The sequence below is a fragment of the Pseudomonas sp. GXM4 genome, assembly GCF_008923895.1.
Lineage (GTDB): Bacteria > Pseudomonadota > Gammaproteobacteria > Pseudomonadales > Pseudomonadaceae > Aquipseudomonas > Aquipseudomonas atacamensis.
In genome coordinates, this window is record NZ_WBRZ01000416.1 from 1 (window position 1) to 3139 (window position 3139).

At 60.4% G+C, this 3139-nt stretch carries 3 protein-coding genes; all 3 read right to left on the bottom strand.

Features of this window, described 5'->3' with window-relative positions:
• Window positions 1–70 precede the first annotated feature (70 nt).
• The 3 genes from F8N49_RS26790 to F8N49_RS26800 all read right to left on the bottom strand — a co-directional run bounded on the left by F8N49_RS26790 (window position 71) and on the right by F8N49_RS26800 (window position 3032).
• A complete protein-coding gene (locus tag F8N49_RS26790; RefSeq protein WP_024014089.1) occupies window positions 71–817 on the bottom strand; it encodes a YebC/PmpR family DNA-binding transcriptional regulator in 747 nt (248 codons plus the stop codon).
• A 119-nt stretch (window positions 818–936) separates the two neighbouring features.
• Window positions 937–2712: an aspartate--tRNA ligase gene (gene aspS, locus F8N49_RS26795; RefSeq protein ID WP_041479793.1), complete on the bottom strand. Its 1776-nt coding sequence runs from the start codon at window positions 2710–2712 to the stop codon at window positions 937–939.
• A 98-nt stretch (window positions 2713–2810) separates the two neighbouring features.
• Window positions 2811–3032: an FmdB family zinc ribbon protein gene (locus F8N49_RS26800; protein ID WP_016773499.1), complete on the bottom strand. Its 222-nt coding sequence runs from the start codon at window positions 3030–3032 to the stop codon at window positions 2811–2813.
• Window positions 3033–3139: the final 107 nt, after the last annotated feature.

Sequence of the window (3139 nt, forward strand, 5' to 3'; positions counted from 1 at the left end):
ATCGCAGCCTTCGGCAGCTCCTACAGAGGAAGTGTAGAGCCAGCAAAAAACTGCAACCTTTCTATTTACATCAACCAAGCTGAGCGGCGACGTCTTCCGGGATATCCGCGTTGGAATAGACGTTCTGCACGTCATCCAGGTCCTCAAGCATGTCGATCAGCTTGAGCACCTTCTCCGCCCCTTCCAGATCCAGCTCGGCGCTGGTGGTCGGCTGCATGACGATTTCCGCATCATCGCCCTTGAACCCGGCCGCTTCCAGCGCGTTGCGCACCGCATAGAAACCGGTGAACGAGGTAAACACGTCGATCGAACCGTCTTCGTGGGTGACCACGTCATCGGCATCGGCTTCCAGCGCCGCTTCGGTCAGTGCGTCTTCATCGACACCCGGGGCGAAACTGATCTGGCCCTTGCGCTCGAACAGATAGGCCACCGAACCGTCGGTGCCGAGGTTGCCGCCACACTTGCTGAACGCATGACGCACGGCTGCGGCGGTACGGTTGCGGTTGTCGGTCATGCACTCGACCATCACCGCCACGCCGCCCGGACCGTAACCTTCGTAGGTCAGTTCTTCAACGTTGTCCGCTTCAGTAGCACCGGCACCGCGCGCGACGGCACGGTCGATGATGTCGCGGCTCATGTTCGCGCTCAACGCCTTGTCCAGAGCCAGACGCAGACGCGGGTTGGAACCCGGATCACCGCCACCCTGACGGGCCGCAACGGTCAGTTCACGGATCCACTTGGTGAAGATCTTGCCCCTCTTGGCATCCTGACGTTCTTTGCGGTGCTTGATGTTTGCCCACTTGGAATGACCTGCCATAACTTGCTCCGAATGCTCTTTGAAACCTTGCCCGCCCCGCCAAGGCAGCGGCCGGCAATTGAAAAATTCGACCTGAGAAAGAAAAAAGGCGCATCCGAAGATGCGCCTTCAGGCCCGTCTTACTCAGCCTTTGGCGTTTCGCGCAGGCGAATATGCAGCTCGCGCAATGCCTTGGCATCCACTACGCCCGGGGCCTGCGTCATCACGTCGGCAGCACTCTGGGTTTTCGGGAAGGCGATCACTTCACGGATCGACTGGGCGCCGGTCATCAGCATCACCAGACGGTCCAGACCGAAGGCCAGACCACCGTGCGGCGGTGCACCGTACTTCAGCGCGTCGAGCAGGAAGCCGAACTTCTCTTCCTGTTCCGCTTCGTTGATGCCCAGCAGGCGGAATACCGCTTGCTGCATTTCCTTGCGGTGGATACGGATCGAACCGCCGCCCAGCTCGGTGCCGTTCAACACCATGTCGTACGCACGGGACAGTGCGCCGGCCGGGTTGGCTTCGAGTTCCTGCGGGGTGCACTTCGGTGCAGTGAACGGGTGGTGCAGCGCCGAGAAGCTGCCGTCGTCGTTCTCTTCGAACATCGGGAAGTCGACGACCCACATTGGCGCCCACTCGCAGGTCAGCAGCTTGAGGTCGTGACCGAGCTTGATACGCAGCGCGCCCAGGGCTTCGCTGACGATCTTGGCCTTGTCGGCACCGAAGAACACGATGTCGCCATCGACTGCGCCAACGCGATCGAGGATCACGTTGAGCTTGTCTTCAGGGATGTTCTTCACGATCGGCGATTGCAGACCTTCAACACCGGCAGCACGCTCGTTGACCTTGATGTACGCCAGGCCCTTGGCACCGTAGATGCCGACGAACTTGGTGTAGTCGTCGATCTGCTTGCGCGGCATGCTCGCCCCGCCCGGAACGCGCAAAGCGGCGATGCGGCACTTCGGATCGTTGGCCGGGCCGCTGAACACCTTGAAATCGACTTCTTTGAGCTGGTCGGCAACGTCGACCAGTTCCAGCGGAATACGCAGGTCCGGCTTGTCCGAACCGTAGCGGCGCATGGCTTCTTCGAAGGTCATGTGCGGGAATTCGCCGAACTCCAGGTTCAGCACTTCCTTGAACAGGTTGCGGATCATCTGCTCGGTCAGGCCCATGATCTCTTTTTCATCGAGGAAGCTGGTCTCGATGTCGATCTGGGTGAATTCCGGCTGACGGTCGGCACGCAGGTCTTCGTCACGGAAGCACTTGGCGATCTGGTAGTAACGGTCGAAGCCGGCCACCATCAGCAGTTGCTTGAACAGCTGCGGCGATTGCGGCAGGGCGAAGAACGAACCGGCGTGGGTACGGCTCGGCACCAGATAGTCACGCGCACCTTCCGGAGTGGCCCGGGTCAGGATCGGCGTTTCGACGTCGAGGAAGCCGTTCTCGTCGAGGAAGCGACGGATGCTGGTGGTCATGCGCGAACGCAGACGCAGCTTCTCGGCCATTTCCGGACGACGCAGGTCGAGGAAGCGATAGCGCAGGCGGGTTTCTTCGCCGACGTCGGAGAACTCGTTGAGCGGGAACGGCGGGGTTTCCGACTCGTTCAGCACTTCCAGTTCATAACCGAGCACTTCGATCATGCCCGAGGCCATGTTGGCGTTGGTCGCGCCGGCCGGACGCAGACGCACCTTGCCGGTGATCTTCACGACGTATTCGCTACGCACGCGGTCGGCGGCGGCGAAGCTCTCGGCGCGATCCGGATCGAACACCACCTGGGCCAGACCATCACGATCACGGATGTCGAGGAAAATCACCCCGCCGTGGTCGCGGCGACGGTGAACCCATCCGCAAAGGGTAATTTCCTGGCCTTCCAGGCTTTCGTTCAGTTGGCCGCAATAGTGGCTGCGCATCATGGTGTGGTTCGCTTCTCGTAATTCGAAATTCGGTGGAGATCCGGCCGCGATCAAGCAAGGCGGAAACTCACGCGTGTCGTTCGTTCAGGGTTGGAACCCTAGTCAGCTTTGTCGCCGCCGGCCAGATTCTTCTTGGCTCCGGTCTTGAAGTCGGTCTCGTACCAACCGTTGCCGCTGAGGCGAAAACCCGGCATGGACAGCTGCTTCTTCAGTTCGGGCGCCTGGCAGGCAGGGCAATCGACCAACGGTGCGTCGCTGATCTTCTGAATGGCTTCCAACTGATGACCACAGGAAGCACATTGGTAATCGTACATTGGCATGGAGGTGTCTCGGCGATCAGATTGCTGCCGCGCGCAGGGCTTTGCGGCGAAAGCGCGGGATTATATCGATTAAATGCGGGCTGTGCAGCCGTAACGCTGCACAGCCC

What these genes read in the sequence shown, in the direction of transcription:
- F8N49_RS26800 (WP_016773499.1), bottom strand. Translation starts at nt 3,032, where the DNA reads ATGCCAATGTACGATTACCAATGTGCTTCCTGTGGTCATCAGTTGGAA.
- F8N49_RS26790 (WP_024014089.1), bottom strand. Translation starts at nt 817, where the DNA reads ATGGCAGGTCATTCCAAGTGGGCAAACATCAAGCACCGCAAAGAACGT.
- aspS (WP_041479793.1), bottom strand. Translation starts at nt 2,712, where the DNA reads ATGATGCGCAGCCACTATTGCGGCCAACTGAACGAAAGCCTGGAAGGC.